This is a genomic window from Actinotignum timonense, assembly GCF_002860685.3.
GTDB classification, from domain to species: Bacteria; Actinomycetota; Actinomycetes; order Actinomycetales; family Actinomycetaceae; genus Actinotignum; species Actinotignum timonense.
Window position 1 is genome coordinate 506,205 of sequence record NZ_CP136960.1, and the last position, 17,180, is coordinate 523,384.

The window sequence follows — 17,180 nt, forward strand, 5'->3', positions numbered from 1 at the left end:
ATTTAGTTGTTATCCGCGAGGTTCGCGAAACGCGCGTAATGGCCCTGGAAGGCCACTTCTACGGTGCCGGTAGGCCCGGAACGCTGCTTGCCAATAATGACTTCCGCCAGGCCGGCCTTCTCCGAATCCTGATGGTACATATCATCGCGGTGGATAAGAAGGACGACGTCGGCATCCTGCTCCAGCGAACCTGATTCACGCAGGTCAGCCACCTGGGGGCGCTTGTCATTACGCTTTTCCGAATCACGGTTGAGCTGCGCCACCGCAATAATAGGAATTTCCAATTCCTTAGCGAGCAACTTAATCGAACGCGAAAACTCCGAGACTTCCTGCTGGCGCGATTCGGGAACCTTCCCGGCCGAAGCCAAGAGCTGGAGGTAGTCGATCACAATCATCTGAATATCGTGCTGCTGCTTGAGACGCCGCGATTTCGCGCGAATTTCCGGCAGGGTGAGATTCGGCGAGTCATCCACAATAAGCGGCGCGGTAGAAATACGTTCGACGGCGCCAGCGACTCTGTCCCAATCCTGCTGCGTCATCTCACCTTTAATCATGCGGTCTTGGAAAACTCCCGCTTCAGCAGCGAGCAAACGCATGGACAGCTCCGTGCGGTTCATTTCCAAGGAGAAGTAGACCACCGGTTGCTGATCATGGATGGCTGCCTGCCGGCAAAAATCCATCGCAAGAGTGGACTTACCAGCGCCCGGGCGGGCCGCCACAATAATCATCTGGCCGGCACGCAGGCCGTTGAGTTTGGCGTCCAGGTCAATGAACCCGGTGGCCACGCCCTCTAATTTGCCCGCGCGTTCCGCGTTCTTCTCCAGCTCATCCAAAAGCCCAGGAACGATTTCCGCCATCGTGGCGTAATCCGTGGCCTCACGCGACTGCCCGAGGGAAAACACTTCCGATTGGGCCATATTAATGAGGCCCATAACATCCGCGCCGTCCGTGGTGTAGCCGAGCTGGGCGATGCGGGTACCCACTTCCACCAATCCGCGCAGCTGGGATTGTTCGCGCACAATATTCGCGTAATAACCGGCATTCGCAGCCGTGGGCACCGAAGCAACCAGGGTGTGCAGATATGGCAGTCCGCCGATCCGCTCAAGATCCCCGCGTTTCTTCAGCTCCGCACCCACGGTAATGGCATCGGCCGGCTCCCCGCGCCCGAAAAGCTCCAGGATGACCGTGAAGACCGTGGCGTTTGAGGGATGGTAAAAATCATCGGCGGTCAGCACCGTCACCACATCGGCAATGGCATCTTTGGAGAGCAGCATTCCACCCAAAACAGATTGTTCCGCCGAGAGGTTTTGGGGAGGGGTACGTTCGAAAGATGACCCCTGCATCTTCGCACCGTTATTGACGACGGACATAGCTTCCCTTTCTCGGCGATAGATCTCCACTGGCTTTCGTAACGCGTTTACGAGGTGAATTTCAAGTTAATTCTCCTGTGCGGATGTGTAAACACGCCGGTGGATCCGTGCATAACCAGTGGACAAACTGTGGATAGCTTGGGGATTGTTCACCATTTATGCCCAGATTCATCCACAGCTGTGGATGGAGTGGGGGAAATCCCCGCCATCCCGTCCCCAAGTTTGTCCACAACTGTGGATATTCTTCGGGAAAGTTCTCCACATCTTAACTACGTGACGTCACTCACGTTGAGGCTTTCCTCAAGTAGGCTCGCCCGGGTACGACTCGGCTAAGCTAGCGGACGTGACGACACCCGAGAAGCATCCTGACGGCCCCGCTGGGGACCGCAACACCCCCACTACCAAGCACGCCATTGACCGTGAGATCGCGCGCCTGGCCCTGCCCTCCCTCGGCTCCCTGCTGGCCGAGCCTCTCCTTGTCGCCACGGATACCGTGATGGTGGGCCACCTGGGCACCGGGCCGCTCGCCGGCCTCGCCCTCGCTTCCACCATCCTCACCACCCTCGTGGGGCTATGCATTTTCCTCGCCTACGCCACCACCTCCGCCACCGCCCGCTACGTGGGAGCCGGCCGCATGAAAGCCGCCCTCTCCCAGGGCATGGACGGCCTGTGGCTCGCCGGAACGCTGGGCGTGCTACTCGGAGCGATCTTGGCCATCTGGGCACCCCATATCCTCGCGCTGTTCGGCGCCGAGGGAGTCGTTATCGCCGAAGGTGCACGCTACCTGCGTTTTTCCGCCGCGGGACTGCCCGGCATGCTCGTGGTCCTGGCCGCCACCGGAACCCTGCGCGGGCTCGGGAACACCACCACACCCTTCAAAGTTTCGGTGCTCGGGGCACTCGTCAATATCCCCCTCAACTTCGTTTTCATCTACCCGGCCGGGCTGGGCCTGGCGGGTGCCGGAATAGGTACGGCGGCGGCGCAAACGGTCATGGGTGTGGTCCTTACCGGCGTCGTCGTACATCATGCGCGCGAGCACCACGCGCCGCTCGCTCCGCGTGGAGTGGGGGTGCTACGCGCCCTCCACGATTCCGTTCCCCTCATCGTGCGTTCCGCGGTGCTGCGCGTGCTGATCCTGCTGCAAATAACCGGGGCGACCCAACTCGGCACCGAGGCGCTGGCCGCGAACCAAATCACCATGACCATCTGGAATTTCGCTTCCTACGGACTGGACGCCCTCGCCATGGCCGCGCAAATCCTCGTGGGCCAAGCCTCCGGGGCCGGCGACGAATCGCGCCTGCGAACGGTGCTCGGGCGCTGCCTGAGCCGCGGCATGAGCGTCGGCGCGATGCTGGGCGCGGCTACCGTTCTCGCCTCGCCGCTGATCGTGCGCATCATGAGCACCGCAGGGGACGTGCGCTGGCTGGCTTTCTGGGGCCTCCTCGTCATTGCGGTATTTTTCCCCATCGCCTCAGTGGCATTTATTCTCGACGGCGTGCTCATTGGCGCGGGCGACCTTAAGACCCTCGCGTGGATGATGTTTATCCCCCTCGCCCTGTATGGGCCGATGGTGCTCGGGCTGCTGGAATGGACGTCCGGGCAGACGGGATTCATCTGGCTGTGGATCGGCTATGCCGGGGTGTGTATGAGCGCCCGGGCGCTGCCCATGTACCTGCGGGTACGCGGGGAAAAATGGGTGCAGCTGGGGAGCTAGTGCGGCGCCCCCGCAGCTAGCGCGGGCAGCATAAAGGCGGGGGAGACCATAAAGGTTCTCCCCCGCCTTCGCGTTTTATCAATCAGCTATCAGCCGTGCCGTCCACGAGGGATCCGCGGCCTGCTAACTTACTATTACTTCTTGGGTGCGCGCAGCACATCCACCTGGAGGGATGCCGTGACATCCTCATGCACCCGCACCTTAGCGGTGTAGCTGCCCAGGGACTTGATCGGGGAGGCAAGCGTGATCCAACGCTTGTCCACCGGCTTGCCCACGGTTTCGGTGGCGGCTTCGGCGATGTCCTTGGAGGTCACCGCGCCGAAGAGGCGGCCGTTTTCACCGGCGGCCTTCTTCACCTGCACCACGGCTTCGTTGAGCGCATCGCGCAGCGCGTGCGCGGCTTCCAGATCGGTGATGGAGCGCTTGCGGCGTGCTTCGGCCATCTGGTCGATCTGCTTCTGGGCGCCCTTGGTCCACGGAGTGGCGTAGCCGCGCGGCAGCAGGTAGTTACGGCCGTAGCCGTCCTTGACGGTGACAACATCACCGGCGGTGCCGAGGCGTTCGACGTCGTGCGTAAGAATGAGCTTCATTATGTGCCTCCTTAGCGAGCGTTGCTCGAGTAGGGAAGCAGAGCCATCTCACGGGCGTTCTTAATCGCCTTGGCGATCTTGCGCTGCTCCTGAACGTTCACACCGGTCACGCGGCGGGCGCGGATCTTGCCGCGGTCCGAAATGAACTTGCGCAGCGTAGCGGTGTCCTTGTAGTCAATATTGCCGACCTTGATGGCCTTCACCGGAGCGGTCTTCCGCTTCAACGGCTTGCGAAGATGTCCCTTCGCCATAGTTTTCTCCTAATGTTGCTGCGACTCGTGCCTAGCGCAATTCCCGCGAATACCGCGCGTTACAGTGCGCGGCGCGGTGCGGGGCGGTTGCCCGAGCCAAAATGTCACTTATGGGTGTGTGCGTAGTCCCGAAAATCTAGAACGTAAATCTAGACGAAAATTTAGAACGGGGGCATATCGTCGAAAGCGGAACCGCCCTGCGGGGCTTGCGGCTGCTGGCTCCACGGATCGTAAGCCGAGCCGCCCTGCGGAGCGTTGTAGCTGGCCTGACCCCCGTAGGAGCCCTGCCCGCCCTGGCCGCCTGGCGCGCCCTGCCCGCCCGGGTTCTGGCCGTAGCCACCCTGGTTGCCGCGGTTGTAATTACCGCCGCCGCTGGTTTTCGTAACCTGAGCCTTCGCGTAACGCAGCGAGGGCCCAATTTCATCAACCTGAAGTTCCAGACCTTCGCGCTGTTCCCCGTTCTGGGTCTGGTAACGATTGACCGTGAGCCGGCCCGTTACCAGCACGCGCATGCCCTTGGACAGCGATTCGGCGACATTCTCCGCGTAGTCACGCCACGCCGAGCACCGCACGAACATTGGCTCGCCATCTTCCCACTGGTCAGTTTGGGCATTGCGCTTGCGCGGGGTGGAAGCAACCGTGAAGCTCGCGACCGCCACACCACCTGACGTGAAACGCATTTCCGGATCGGCGGTGAGGTTACCGACGATCGTAATGACCGGTTCGTTTGCCATAATCGCTCCTTTTACCCCGTTGTTTTCTCAGATTCGGTTCTTACGCTGGTGGTACGTTTACTTTTCGTCGCGACGCAGGAGCTTGATGCGGAGCACATCCTCATTGAGGCTGAGCTGGCGGTCAAGTTCGCTGGCGGTTGCGGGAGTCGCCTTCATATCGACGACGACGTAAATGCCCTCCGAGTGCTTGTTAATGTCATAAGCAAGCTTCCGGCGGCCCCAAATATCGACCTTTTCCAGTTCGCCGCCCTCATTGGGGACAACCTGGAGCAGCTTCTGAACGTTGGTCGACAGATTACGTTCGTCAACGTTCGGAGAAAGGATGATCATCATCTCGTATTCACGCATGTCTACCCACCTCCTCTGGTCTAAACGGCCGCGGTCCGTCCGCGGCAGAAGGGTTATGCGTTGACCCGCCCGTTCGCATGCTTACGCCCGCGAACAGATAGGTCAGTCCCTCAGTCTAGCCGGTACGGGCACTGTTTTCCAGATGGTTAAATATGGAGCGGCCCACGCCTTTTCGCCCGTATTTCCGTGAGAATCCCGGCCGAAACCGGGAGGTGACCGGTAGACTTTCTCTAGGTCGCTCCCCAGGTCGCTCCACCGCGATTGAGGCGGCCTACCGGGCACAAGCATAGGAGCGGGCTATGAGTGAAGGTGAAGCACCCACCACGCGGGAAAAGCTGCTGGATGCGGCCCGCGCGCAGCTTGACCGCGCCGGTGCCGAACAGCTTTCCATGCGCGCGATTGCTCGTTCCCTTGAGCTTTCCCCGGGTGCTCCCTACCGCCACGTGCGCTCCCGCGAAGAACTCCTCACCGCGCTGGCGGCCGAATCCTACCGCGACCTGGCCGGGGCGATGCGCCGGGCAGCAGACCAGAAAATATCGGGGCGGGAACGCTGGGTGGCGGCCTGGCGCGCCGCCCACACCTGGGCCCTCGATTACCCGAATCGCTTCTCCCTTATTTACGGTGCCAGCGCCATTGATTTTTCCAATCCGGAAATGACCACGGCCGCTGCCCTGCGCGTGCCCCTCGAATTGGCTCGCATCGCGAAAGGCGGGCGCAATAAGGCCCTGACCGGCCCGGAAACCCGCGCGCTCGGGGTGGACCTGTGGCGGATCCGCATGACCTTCGGCTCCCTCGACGCGGAACTGGGCGAACTGCCCGACGGCCTCATCGTCTCCGTAATCCGCGCGTGGACGGAACTGGTGGGAACCATCACCCTGGAGATGACCGAAAGGTACGCCGGCCTCTTCGACGACCACCTCGGCTACCTCGATACCGTGGCCAACCAGTGGGCGGGCACCCTCCAGCTTTAGGTCACCGTTCAGGTAGGCCGCAGGCACGCGGCAGGCCCAACTTGGGGCACCCGGTGAACCAGCTTTAGGCCAGCGGTAGGCCGGACTCCGCTCCGGTCACACGCGCGTGCAGCTCCACCACCTGGGCGGCACGCCCGGTAGGAGCGGGCCCGAACGCAGCAAGGAAGCGCGTGGTGGCGTGGCCGGCGCGGGCGTCGTCGTACTGTTCCAACCATCGTTGCATTTTCTCGCGCGCAACCGGATCGCATAGCGCCGACGACGCATCGTACTCGGGCCAGCGCACGGCCGGCGCCGCCATCCCGACTCGCCAGGGTTTGGCGGTCAGGCGCGCCCGGTAGGATTCGTACACCCGGCACAGGCGCATATAGAGCGGGTCGGAACCGAGCTGGTTGAGGATCATCTGCGCTTCCCCGGAGTCCGCGGCGATGCCCTCCACCGCCACGATGACGCGGAAGCCTTTGAAGGTGCGGTAAACGAAAATCGGCCAGGCCGCATTGAGGCGCGCGAAGTGTTCGATGCGGTCAAAGGCGATGAGCTCGGCTTCGATCATGTACTGGCGTACCGGCGCCGTTTCGGTGATGAGCCCCGGGATGGAGGCGGGATCAGGTGCTGCGGGCAATGCGGTAGTCGATGCCGGTTCCGGTGCGGGATCAAAAGCCGATCCGGTGGGCCGCTTCTGCTTCTTCGCGCCGAAACCGAAAAGCCGAGCGAAAAAGCCGGGTTTGCTGGAGCCGGCCGACCTTCCGCCAGCCCGGTTACGGCCGCGGGCGCGGGCCGCTTCTTCTAATTCGGGAACGTCCACGTCCGCGATGAGGATATCGGCGGTGTTGAGGACTTCGGCTCCGTAGCGGTTCCGGGTGATCGCGCAGGTGGGGGTGCCGTTTGTTTCACTGAGCACGGCGAGGATTTCTTCGCGCAGCGGGGTGCCCGGGTAGTATTCCGCGCGGGCTTGGCGTTCGCGGGGAAAATGACCGAGTTCGGCAATGCGATCAACAAGGCGATGCAGCCGCGCCCACGCGACTTTGTGCGCTTCCTCTTCCGAGTTCGCGGACCAGCCCCATTGCGCCACCGTGGCCGGCCCCGAGGTGGTAGATACCGGGGCGCTTTCCCGCGCCCAGAAGGGATAGATCTTCATGGATCCAGTCTAAAACGCGGGTGGCTCACACTTCGAGAGTGCGGAGCGAACTAGCCCACTAGCCCGCTCCGGGAACCCACTAGCCCGCTCCTAACCAACCGCGCCGGGAACGCGCTCGCGTTCGGCCGGCTCGGTGGGCAGCGGGATGGTTTCCGTGGGCGGGGCGGGCATCCGGGTGGGCTGCAGCTCCGGGGGCACTGTTGCGCTCGGTTCGGGCTCCGGCTCCTGGGTGGCCGGCGCTGGCTGCTCGGTGGGCTCCGCGCTCGGTTCTGGCGTCGTCGTTACTTCTTCCACCGGTTCGGGGCGCGTGGGGCGGTAACTGGGGCGCTTGTCCCCAATCAGTTCCGGTTCGGGGAACTTCGGCAGATCCATCTCGCCCGTCACGGCCTTCATGAAGTCCACCCACATATCCACCGGGTAGCCGTTCCCGCCGATACCCCACGGGTAGGCACCCCAGCCGCCCAGCGATTCTTCCTCACCGTTCGGCCCGATCTGGAACATATTGACCGTGGTAATAATCTTCGGGTTGTAGCCCACGAACCACGCGGATTTCAGATCCGTGGAGGTGCCGGTTTTCCCGGCTACCTGGAAGCCGAGGCGCCCGGCCCGATCCGCGGTCCCGCGCGGGCCGGTGGGCTCCTGGAGCAGCTCGTTGAGATTATCGGCAACGCGCTGATCGAGCACCCGCTTGCCGGCGGTATCCGCGCGGTACACCACGGTGCCCTGCGCGTCGCGCACCTCGCTGACCAGATGCAGGGGCACACTCACCCCGCGGTTCGCGAAACCGGCGAAGGCCTGGGTGAGCTCCTTATTGGTGGGCGAGGCCGAGCCGAGCACATTCGTGAGGGAATTATCCAGGCCCGGCGTAGTTTCCGGGATCCCGGCTTCAATCGCGGCGGCGCGGGTATTGCGCGGCCCCACTTCCTCGTTGAGCTGCGCGTAGTAGGTATTCACCGAGTTCGCGGTGGCGGTGCGCATATTGATCGTGCCCATATTGGCGTCGTCGAAATTACTGATGGTGATATCGCCAATTTTTAGTTCCGCGGGGGAATTGTAATAGGTGCCGTCGATGGATTTGCCCTGCTTGAGGGCCGCGAGCGCGCCGAAGGGCTTGAAGGTCGATCCGGCCTGGGCGCGATCCTGGGTGACGGTATTGCGCTGGCGTTCCTGGTAGTCCGCACCGGCGTACATCGCGTAAATACCGCCGGTGGAAGGATCCGCGGAAAGCATCCCGACGTAATTATTCTCCGGGCGGTCCTTGGGGAGCGCATTGACGACGTCGACCGCGGCCTGCTGCATGGTCGGGTCAATTGTGGTGACAATCGTATAGCCGCCCCGGTTGAGGCTGTCCTCGGTGAACTTCTCCGTGGCGATGAGCTCCTGCTGAGCAGCGGCCAAAAGATACCCGTTCGTGCCGCTGAATTGTTTGGCGGCAACGTAGTCGATGGTCGCGGGCATGGTGGCGGCCGCGGCCTGCTCGGCGGTGATATAGCCGTCCTCAAGCATGCGGTTAATAACCCGGTCGAAGCGCTGCGCGGCCCGCTCCGGGTCGACCGCCGGATCCCAGGCGGAAGGCGCGGGAATAACCGCGGTGAGCAGCGCGGCCTGGTCCAGGCTCAGTTGCGCGGCGGGAATCCCGAAGTAGTTCTGGGCCGCGCTTTCAATCCCGTAGGCCCCGCGCCCGAAGTAAATGGTATTGAGGTAGTTTTCCAGAATGTCCTGTTTGGACGAATTGCGGTCCACCTTGACCGCGAGCACGGCTTCTTTCACCTTGCCGATGTAATCGGTGGTGGTGCCCAGGTAGTAATTTTCGACGTACTGCTGGGTGAGGGTGGAGCCGCCCTGCCGCGCCCCACCGCGAATATTATTAACGACGGCGCGCGCGATGCCACCCAGGTCAATCCCGGAATTGGAGTAGAAGGTGCGGTCTTCGGAAGCAACCACCGCATTCCCCACGTAATCCGGCAGGGTTTCCAGAGGGACCGGAGTGCGGTTCACCTCGTACATGCTGCCCAATTCGGTGCTGCCATCGCGGTAGTAGAGAGTGGTTTTTTCCGCGGTCGCAACGTCATCGGGGCTGGGCACGGGCAGGAAAATGTAGAGGGTCACCAGGGCAACCAGGCCGCCGAAGCCCAGGGTGAAGAAGAGCCCGAGCACGAAACGCCACGAGGGAATCCAGCGGTGAATCGGCCCTTTGCCGCGGCGCGGGTAGTTCCATATCGAGCGCTTGCGGCGCGTTCCGCCCTGCCGCATTCCGCCCTGCCGCCCTCCGCCCCGGCGTGCCTCGGTCTGACGCGCACCGGCGCGCCCCGCGGGAGCGGCATTGCGCCCCGCTTGCGTGCGTGCGCGCCCCTTCTGTGTCCGACCCGTTCGCGTTCCAGCCATCGTTACTCCCTACCGGCGCGTGGTCGCGCCGCGTATCTAGTCTGCCTCAGGTCACGCGCTCGTGGCTAACCCGCGTGGTCCAAGCTACCCGTGGCGCTTGCGGCCCGCCGCCCCGCGTCGAACCGCGCCGCCCCGCGCCGAAGCGCAATTGCGCGGCACCGGAGCCGCAGCTACCCGCGGATCCCTTTCTTACGACGCCGCGAAATCTTCCGCAGGTCACGCATCTTGGTCCGCACCTCGGAATCCCGCGAGGTGAAATCCCGGTAGATCTCCCGCACCGGCTCATCAAGATCGTAAATGCCGCGTTCCGCCCGGGTTTTCGCATTCGATTCGGGCACCAGGAAAGCCTCCACCCAGCGCGAACGCGACGACGAATCCACGAAAATCGCCTTGACAAACAGGGTGAGCGGAACAGCAAGAATAGTTCCGAGTGGCCCGAGCACCACCGCCCAGAACAGGAGCGATAGGAAGGTCACGGTGGTGGACAAGCCCACCGCATCCCCCACGATCTTCGGCTGCAGCACGCCCTGAATCGTGACATTGAGGAAAGTGAAAATCACCAGAATCCACAGCGCGGTGGCCGGCCCGCTATCCACCAGCCCCATGAGCGCCGGCGGGATCACGCCAAGGATAAAACCAATATTCGGAATGTAATTGGTGACGAAGGTCCACAGCGCCCAGGCCAGCGCCAGCGGAATCCCCAGCCACATCATCACGAAATAATTGAGGGTGGAGACCAGCAACCCGAAAAGCGTGGCCACCAGCCAGTATTGGCGCACCCGGCCCTCGAAGGAGGCCAGGGCGCGGTACAGATCCGGGTCGTGATCGCGCACAATATGGGCACGCGCCGGCACGGAAAGAGTGTCAATCGTGATAAAGAAAATCGCGAGCGCCAGCACGAACATGAGGCTGCCCACGCTCATAAGCGCCCCGGATGCTTGGCTGAGCAGCGAAATAATCGTGTCCATATTGAGCACGTCGCCCAGGCGCTGGCTGAGCTGATCGGTGCTCAGCCCCAGGCTTTCCAGCCAGGTCATGGTGTCTTGGAAGAGCTGGGTGAATTTATCTTCGTAGCTCATGAGGGTGCGCGGCAGCCCGGCCAGCGACCACGCCGTCAAACCCACCACCGCGAGGAGCACCACCACAATAATGGAGACGGTCAACGTGCCGGAGAGCCACCGCGGCACGTGATGGCGCAGCAGCAGGCGATGCACCGGGCGCACCGTCAGCACCAGGGTGAGGGCCAGGAACACCGGCCCCACAAAATCGTGAATGAGGTAGAGGCCCACGCATACGATGGTGAGGAGCGCCGCCGCGTGCAGCAGCTTCACCCCGAAATCCCCGCCGCTACTTGAATCCGCGCCGCGGCTGGCCTCCGAGTTGCCAGAGCCGCCTTGGTCGCCGCCACCGGAATGTTCCGCATCGCTTGCCTTCCCTAAGGCCGACGACGCCGCCCCTCCCGCGCTCTCCTCACCGCCGCTATCGCTACCCGCCCGGGAGCCCGCAACCTGAGTGGGCAGGGTGTTAATAGCCTGAGCAATGCGATCACGTGGAATATCACCTGGTCGAGTGGCGGCCATAGGATCCTCCGTCCTGGTGGGAGTCCCGGTGGCGGATGCGCGCCGGGTCGTGTACGTCTTTATCTTGCCAGTTTTCCGCGCTCCGCACGGATTCCCGCGCCCCGCGGGGAAAGGAGCACGCGGGCCGCGGTGGCGGCGTCGTACCACAAACGCGGCGGCACGGGCGAAACCGCGGCAGCTAGAACGGAACCACCGCAGTTAGCGCGGAACAGCCGCGGCTAGGGCGTGACCGGTGCGGGCCTCCCGCCGCTCGCGCGCACGAACAGCGCGTACGCTCCGGCCACGCACCACACCATCACGATGAGGGCGAGCTGTACTTCGCGCGACCACCCGATGGTCGGTAGCACCAGAATCGCCACCCCGGCCGCGACGCATTCCGAGATATTGAACAGCACGTCGTAAATGGAGAAGGCGCGGCCGCGGAAGGCATCCGCGGTATCGGATTGCACGATGGTATCCACCGCGATTTTGGCGCCCTGCACCCCGATCCCGAAAATAAAGAGCCCGGCCATCACCCAGGTCAGGTTCGTGGTGGCCGCGATGATTGCCTGGCCAGCGGTGCCGCCCACCAGCGCGCATACCACCCACCAGCTCGGGCTCATGCGTTCGTGGGCGAGGGGCGTGAGGATAATCGACACCCCGTGCCCGAGCACCATCATGCCCAGTAGCATCCCGAAATAGGCGATGCCGGCGTCGGCGTTGGCTGGGTCGGCGTAGAGGTTGCGGCCGGCCAGCACGATGGTGATGAGCTGCATTCCGTATACGAAACGATGCAGGGACATGGTGGTGAGGGCCGCGGCCGGGGTGCGCCGGGCGATGAGGTAGCGCAGCGCCGCCACTAGATCGCGCGCCGCCGCCAGCAGCGCGGTGCCGAAAGAACCGCGCGGGCGGGTATGCGGGCCCAGCTCGTCGCGCCCCAGCAGGCTCGCCACCCCCGATCCGCCCAGGTAGAGCGCCAGCGCACACACCAGCGCCCCCACTTTTTGCATCTCCTCCTCGGGCAGGGCCAGCCGCAGGAAAAAGGCCAGAATCGCGCCCAGCGCGGTGGAAGCACCCCCGAGGGTCGGCACCAGGGAATTCGCCACCAGGAGCCGCTCGCGCGATTCCACCACATTCGGCAACCCCGCGCTCATGCAGGCCAGCAGAATCCGGTTGAGCCCGAGGGTCACGAGGGCCAGCACGTAGGTCAGCCACACGATATTCGCCAGCGTGGTCACCACCAGCGCCGCCGTGAGGGCGGCCCGGATCTGGTTGCCGTACACCAGGATCTGGCGGCGGCGCCACCGGTCAATAAAAGGACCGGTAAAAGGCCCCACCAGGGAGAAGGGCAGCAGCAGCACCACGAGGGAAAGCGCCACCCCGTGCACATCCGCGCTCGCGGCCGGGTTGAAGAAGAAAAGCGAGGCCAGGCCGATTTGGAACATGCCGTCCCCGCACTGGGTGACGAGCCGGACCGAGAGCAGCTTGAGGAAACCCCGCGAGCGGGCCAGGGAGCGCAGATCGCCTACGAGTTTCACTGGGCGTCCCACCATTCCAGCAGGCGCTTTTCGGCTTCCTCCACACCCAGCGGGCCTTCGTCCAGGCGCAGGGAGAGGAGGTACTGGCGGGCTTTGCCCACCTGCGGGCCAGGCTCAAGGCCGAGCAGCTCCATAATGCGGGTGCCGTCAATATCGGGGCGCACCGCCTCGAGTTCCTCGCGTTCGCGCAGCTCGATAATGCGGCGTTCCAGTTCGTCATTCGCGGCGTGCAGGCGCGCCACCCGCCGCCGGTTCTGGGAGGTGATATCGGCGCGGATGAGGCGCAGCAGGCGCGGGAGGAGCTCCCCGGCATCGCGCACGAACCGCCGTACCGCGCTATCGGTCCAGTCGTGTTCGCCAAATCCGAAAGCCCGCAGATGCAGCTCGACCAGCCGCGCCACGCTTTTCGTCGTCGTTTTATCAAAACGCAGTTCACGCATGCGCGCGCGCGTCATTTTCGCGCCCACCACATCGTGGTGGCGGAACGTGACCGAACCGTCGCTTTCGAAACGGCGGGTGGCCGGCTTGCCGATATCGTGGAACAGCGCGGCCAGGCGCAGGATGAGATCCGGGCCGGGCACCTCCTCATCCTCCAGCGCAATCGCGTTATCGACCACCTGGAGGGTGTGCTGGTACACGTCCTTGTGGCGGTGCTGGGCATCCACGGTATCGGTGAGCGCCGCGATTTCCGGCAGCACGCGCTCGGCCACCCCGGTGTACACCAGCAGCTCAATGCCGCGGCGCGGGGCGGGCGCGGTCATGAGGCGTTCCAGTTCGGCGCGGATGCGTTCCTGGGAGACGATCTCCAAGCGCTCGGCGTAATCGGCCATGGCCCGCAGCACATCGGGAGCCACATCGAAACGCAGCTGCGCGGCGAAACGCGCGGCCCGCATGATCCGCAGCGGATCATCATCGAAGGACTGCGCCGCGGTCACCGGCGTGCGCAGCTGCCCGGCGAGGAGGTCATCCACCCCGCCGCACGGATCCACCAATTCGAGGCTGGGCAGGCGCACCGCCATCGCGTTCACGGTGAAATCGCGTCGGGTGAGGTCACCTTCGAGGTTGTCACCAAAATCCACATCGGGTTTGCGCGAACCGATGGTGTACGTATCAGAGCGGTACGTTGTTACTTCGACGACGACGTCACCGCGCCGCGCCCCCACCGTGCCAAATTCCCGCCCGATATCCCAGGTGGTTCCCCACTGGGCGAGGAGTTTTTCGGTGGTTTCCGGCCGGGCGGAGGTGGTGAGATCAAAGTCGTGAATGGGGGCGCCGAGGAAGGCATCGCGAACCGGGCCGCCCACGAGGGCCAATTCTTCGCCGTGATCTGAGAAGATAGAAGCTAGTTGCAAGATGTCGTCCGGGATATTCGCCAGGGCGCGCTGGCCTGCCAGGAGCAGGAGGGCGCGGCGCTGGCCCGGAGGCATATCGTCCGTTGTTGGAGTCTTCGGAGTCTGTTGAGAAGTGGTCACCCTTAAAGGTTGCCACATCTGGGGGCCCTGACCGTTAGTTGTAGTGTTAGAGGTATGTCGAAGTCAGCACCGTTGCCCTCCAAGTTCGGGGGCCGTAGATCCTGGAGGCGCGCCGCTGCCGTGCACCAGGCTTCTGCGCGGCGCCACTCTCTTCCGGTGGTGAACGAAACGAGTGCCGGGGGAATTGTGATCGGGGTGCGCGGCGGGAAGGCCTACGTGGCGGTGATCGCGCGGCGCAACCGCGGCGGGCGGCTGGAGTGGTGCCTGCCCAAGGGGCACCTGGAAGGTAATGAAACACCCGAAGAAGCCGCCGTGCGGGAAATCGCGGAGGAAACCGGGATTACCGGGCGGGTGCTCATGCATTTGGCCACTATTGATTACTGGTTCTCCGGCACCAACCACCGCGTCCATAAAGTTGTGCACCACTTTTTATTGGAAGGGATGTCCGGGCATATCACCGTTGATAACGACCCGGATCACGAAGCGGAAAAGGCCGAATGGGTGCGCCTGGATCGGGTGGCCTCCCGCCTCGCCTATCCCAATGAACGCCGTATCGTGGCCTCGGCCCGCGCGATTCTCGCGGGGGAGGAATGATGTGGCGGGGCGCGCTTGCCGGGGCCGTGGCGGCCTGGGTGCCGCTGGGTGCTGTTGGGTTGGCGGGTGCGCAAGGTTTAGCCGCGCAACTAGAGCCCGCGCGGGCGCTTCCCGCGCAACATTCGCCCGTGCACGCTCTTCCGGGTCAGGTTCTTCCCGCGCGCCCGGCCGCCGCACCCAGCGTTGAGATCGTGGACGTGGGCGCCCCGGTGCTCGGCGCGGACGCCACCCTCACCCTCACCGCCACCGTGACGAATTCCACCACGGAAACCCGCCATCTCAATTCGGTCTCGCTCTATATCCAGCGCTACGTGCCCTCCTCGCGCAGCGCGGTGCTCAGCTTCATGCGCGCGGAACCCGCCGGCCTGGCCCTGTATGACACCCTCACCCCGGATGCGGATATTGCGCCGGGCACCTCCACCCGCGTCACCTTTTCGATTCCGCGGGAGCGGATTCCCGCCGAGTGGGGGCCGCGCGGGGTCCAGGTGAGTGCCGTGGTGGACGGGGAAACTGCCACGGACCGTAGTTTTATTGTCACTGCTCCGGGCGACGACGCCGCGCCTGCCCCCATCAGCGCGATTGTGCCGGTCACGCGCTCCCTGAGCGATGTGGGCAGCGCCCCGGCCCTCGAGGAGCAGGTGTACGCCAGCCTCACCGCGCCCTCGGCTAGCCCGCAGCCGCCGGCCGCGGTGCCGAGCGCCACGTCCGCTGCCGACCCGGCGGCGAGCGCCACGTCCGCTGCCGACCCGGCGGCGAGCGCCGCGCCAGCCGCGCCGTCGGTTTCGCAGGGGGCGAGTTCCCCAGCTGCGCCGTCGGCCCCAAGTAAAACGCCCACGGCTTCGGCTCCCTCTTCGCCTTCGGGTTCCGCGGCGGGCGCCGGGCAGTTGCCCCACCGCTTGCAGACTTTGAACTATTTTGCGCACCCGGGGGTGAGTGCCGCGGTCGATCCGTTGCTCATCGCGGGTGATCCGGAGCGGGCCGCGTTGCAAACTTTTGCGTCCGCGGCCGGGACCAGCGTGTTCTTCGGTTTGGGGGCGGACGTGGATGCCGCGGCCCTCACCCATGCGGGGCGTGCAGATAAGCTCGCCCTGGCGCGGCAGGACGCGGTGCAGGCGGCGCAGACTTCCGGATTCGCGGCGCGGTCCGATATTGCGGTCACGGCGCTGGGAGTGGATCGGGTCACCGCGCGGGCGTTGCGCGATGCGGGGGCCGCGGCGCTCATCACCACCGATGTGGATGCCACGCACGCCTCCTGGCTCAGTCCGAGCGGGCGGGTGAATATTCCGCTCGCCGCGGACGGAAGTGATACGTGTTCGCTCAGCGAGGCTCGCGGTGATGCGGAGGATTCAGGGGCGAGTGCCGCGGGCGATGCAAACGAAACCGCCGATGCGGATGAAGCCGCGGCGCTGCGCGCGGACGGCGTGCTCTCCGCCCTGGTGCAGGGATATTTACCCAGTTCAGACGAGGCAAATGTGCTGGCCTCCGGGGGTGGGGAAGGTTTGCCGGAAGCCGCCGGGAGCCGGCTCTCCGCCATCGATGCCCGCCAAACGGCCCTCGCGCTTTCCGCTGCCACCTACCGGGAGCTTCCCGCCGCGCCGCGCGCCCAGGTAGTGCTGGTGGATCGGCCGGAAAGCGGGGCGCTGCCGGATCGCGATATCGGGGCCGCGCTCGGGGCGCTCACGAGTGCGCCGTGGTTGGCACCCACCGCGGCCGGGGATCTTCTTGACGCGCCCGCGGCCGGGTGTGCCCAGCTTCCCGAGGAGCGCGTACTGCCCGGGGAGATTTCCGCGGCAATGCTGGCCCGCGGTGATGCTCATGTCACCACAATTTCCACCACCGCTGCTCTTACCCCGGCACCCGCTAGTATCACCGGGCCGGTCACCCATCACGCCGCGCAACTGGCGGGGGTGGCGCTCCGCGACCACCACGCGCAGCGTGAGGAGCTATCCGCGCAGCTCACGCAGCTCGCCGAGGAGATGGCCGGTGCCGTCACGGTGCAGCCCTCCTCCACGATTAACATCATTTCGGAAAACGCGGATTTGCCCGTGCACGTGCATAATTCGCTGCCCGTTCCGGTGGGCGCGGTGGTGGAATTGCGCGCCGAAGATTTCCGCATTGTGCCCTCCGATCCCGTTGCGGCAACGATCCCGCCGGCCACCTCCGTCACGGTGGCGGTGCCGGTGCAGGCTTCCGGCTCGGGGAATGTCACGGTGACGGCCGCGGTGACCGACCCGGTGGGCACCGCGATTGGCGTGGTGCAGGATATTAATGTGCGGGTGCGCGCCGGCTGGGAAACCACGGGGACATATATTATTGGCATGCTCCTCGGGGTGCTCTTGCTCGGTGGGATCGCACGCAGCCTGCGAAGCGGGCGGCGTTCGGGCGGCGTCGACCCTGAAAAACATCTCCACAATTTACGTGAGGCTAGCGCGGCGGAAGAAGCCGGGCCGCGCGCCGTCGATAAACTGCGCGAGGAACACGAAATACCATAGGAGTAATGTGGCCGCGAGGCACGGCAA

The 17,180-nt window shown here is 64.4% G+C and carries 14 protein-coding genes; 4 read left to right on the forward strand and 10 right to left on the reverse strand.

All coding sequences use genetic code 11. The features are described 5' to 3' along the window. Positions 1 to 2: 2 nt before the first annotated feature. Positions 3 to 1,370 (reverse strand): replicative DNA helicase, encoded by a 1,368-nt coding sequence (gene dnaB / locus CYJ17_RS02105; RefSeq protein ID WP_087070178.1) that lies wholly within the window; start codon positions 1,368 to 1,370, stop codon positions 3 to 5. A 343-nt stretch (positions 1,371 to 1,713) separates the two neighbouring features. Here dnaB and CYJ17_RS02110 point away from each other — a divergent pair, with 343 nt between their 5' ends. Further along, positions 1,714 to 3,084, forward strand: coding sequence for an MATE family efflux transporter (locus tag CYJ17_RS02110; RefSeq protein WP_087070177.1), 1,371 nt, complete (start codon positions 1,714 to 1,716; stop codon positions 3,082 to 3,084). Between the two features lie 134 nt (positions 3,085 to 3,218). Here the strand turns inward: CYJ17_RS02110 and rplI are convergent, their stop codons facing one another. The 4 genes from rplI to rpsF all read right to left on the reverse strand — a co-directional run bounded on the left by rplI (position 3,219) and on the right by rpsF (position 5,007). Continuing rightward, positions 3,219 to 3,674 (reverse strand): 50S ribosomal protein L9, encoded by a 456-nt coding sequence (gene rplI / locus CYJ17_RS02115; RefSeq protein WP_016442030.1) that lies wholly within the window; start codon positions 3,672 to 3,674, stop codon positions 3,219 to 3,221. An 11-nt stretch (positions 3,675 to 3,685) separates the two neighbouring features. Next, a complete protein-coding gene (rpsR, locus tag CYJ17_RS02120) occupies positions 3,686 to 3,925 on the reverse strand; it encodes a 30S ribosomal protein S18 (RefSeq protein ID WP_016442031.1) in 240 nt (79 codons plus the stop codon). A gap of 161 nt (positions 3,926 to 4,086) precedes the next feature. After that, complete coding sequence (locus CYJ17_RS02125; protein ID WP_087070176.1) at positions 4,087 to 4,659, reverse strand: single-stranded DNA-binding protein; 573 nt, start codon at positions 4,657 to 4,659, stop codon at positions 4,087 to 4,089. A 57-nt stretch (positions 4,660 to 4,716) separates the two neighbouring features. Continuing rightward, positions 4,717 to 5,007 carry a 30S ribosomal protein S6 gene (rpsF, locus tag CYJ17_RS02130; protein ID WP_026428896.1) on the reverse strand — a complete coding sequence of 97 codons (291 nt, stop codon included), beginning with the start codon at positions 5,005 to 5,007 and terminating at the stop codon, positions 4,717 to 4,719. A gap of 299 nt (positions 5,008 to 5,306) precedes the next feature. Between rpsF and CYJ17_RS02135 the strand changes: the two genes are divergently transcribed. Then, positions 5,307 to 5,978, forward strand: coding sequence for a TetR/AcrR family transcriptional regulator (locus CYJ17_RS02135; RefSeq protein WP_087070175.1), 672 nt, complete (start codon positions 5,307 to 5,309; stop codon positions 5,976 to 5,978). A 64-nt stretch (positions 5,979 to 6,042) separates the two neighbouring features. On the opposite strand, the gene CYJ17_RS02140 is transcribed toward CYJ17_RS02135, so the two are convergent. The 5 genes from CYJ17_RS02140 to CYJ17_RS02160 form a co-directional block, all read right to left on the reverse strand. Then, positions 6,043 to 7,113, reverse strand: coding sequence for a hypothetical protein (locus CYJ17_RS02140; protein ID WP_087070174.1), 1,071 nt, complete (start codon positions 7,111 to 7,113; stop codon positions 6,043 to 6,045). 90 nt (positions 7,114 to 7,203) lie between these two features. After that, positions 7,204 to 9,498 carry a transglycosylase domain-containing protein gene (locus tag CYJ17_RS02145; RefSeq protein ID WP_087070173.1) on the reverse strand — a complete coding sequence of 765 codons (2,295 nt, stop codon included), beginning with the start codon at positions 9,496 to 9,498 and terminating at the stop codon, positions 7,204 to 7,206. A 170-nt stretch (positions 9,499 to 9,668) separates the two neighbouring features. Next, entirely contained in the window at positions 9,669 to 11,078 is a 1,410-nt protein-coding gene (locus CYJ17_RS02150) for an AI-2E family transporter (protein ID WP_087070172.1), read from the reverse strand. Positions 11,079 to 11,296: 218 nt separating this feature from the next. Continuing rightward, the gene (locus tag CYJ17_RS02155; RefSeq protein ID WP_101595729.1) at positions 11,297 to 12,595 is read right to left on the reverse strand and encodes an MFS transporter; all 1,299 of its coding nucleotides are present in this window, start codon (positions 12,593 to 12,595) and stop codon (positions 11,297 to 11,299) included. Further along, positions 12,592 to 14,085, reverse strand: a complete 1,494-nt coding sequence (locus tag CYJ17_RS02160) for a CCA tRNA nucleotidyltransferase (RefSeq protein ID WP_087070171.1) — start codon at positions 14,083 to 14,085, stop codon at positions 12,592 to 12,594. The genes CYJ17_RS02155 and CYJ17_RS02160 overlap by 4 nt, the downstream gene beginning before the upstream one ends. 36 nt (positions 14,086 to 14,121) lie before the next feature. On the opposite strand from CYJ17_RS02160, the gene CYJ17_RS02165 reads away from it, so the two are divergent. Both CYJ17_RS02165 and CYJ17_RS02170 read left to right on the forward strand, forming a co-directional pair. Further along, positions 14,122 to 14,661, forward strand: coding sequence for an NUDIX hydrolase (locus CYJ17_RS02165; RefSeq protein WP_026428902.1), 540 nt, complete (start codon positions 14,122 to 14,124; stop codon positions 14,659 to 14,661). Beyond that, positions 14,658 to 17,153 (forward strand): DUF6049 family protein, encoded by a 2,496-nt coding sequence (locus tag CYJ17_RS02170; protein ID WP_145989756.1) that lies wholly within the window; start codon positions 14,658 to 14,660, stop codon positions 17,151 to 17,153. Before CYJ17_RS02165 ends, CYJ17_RS02170 begins: the two co-directional genes overlap by 4 nt. The last annotated feature ends 27 nt before the right edge of the window (positions 17,154 to 17,180 follow it).